Annotated in this window: 1 protein-coding gene; it reads left to right on the forward strand. The window is 62.4% G+C overall.

Features of this window, described 5'->3' with window-relative positions; all coding sequences use genetic code 11:
• Nucleotides 1-19: 19 nt before the first annotated feature.
• A partial coding sequence (locus LPA41_RS41580) for a KR domain-containing protein (RefSeq protein ID WP_308036677.1) occupies nucleotides 20-245 on the forward strand: 226 nt, incomplete at its 3' end.

The following is a 245-nucleotide window of genomic DNA, read 5'->3' on the forward strand; positions in this document are numbered from 1 at the left end:
GTTGGAGGGCACGGTGTTGGTGACTGGTGGTGGGGGTGCGTTGGGGTCGGTGGTGTGTGAGTGGTTGGTGGGTCGTGGTGTGAATGTGGTGGCGGTGGGTCGTGGTGGTCCGACGGTGTGTGATGTGTCTGATCGGGTGCAGGTGGATGCGTTGGTGGCGGGGATTCCGGATTTGGTGGGGGTGGTGCATTGTGCGGGTGTTTTGGATGATGGTGTGTTGGAGGCGTTGACGCCGGAGCGGTTGG

The organism is Actinoplanes sp. DH11 (genome assembly GCF_020873875.1).
In the GTDB taxonomy this organism is placed as follows: domain Bacteria; phylum Actinomycetota; class Actinomycetes; order Mycobacteriales; family Micromonosporaceae; genus Actinoplanes.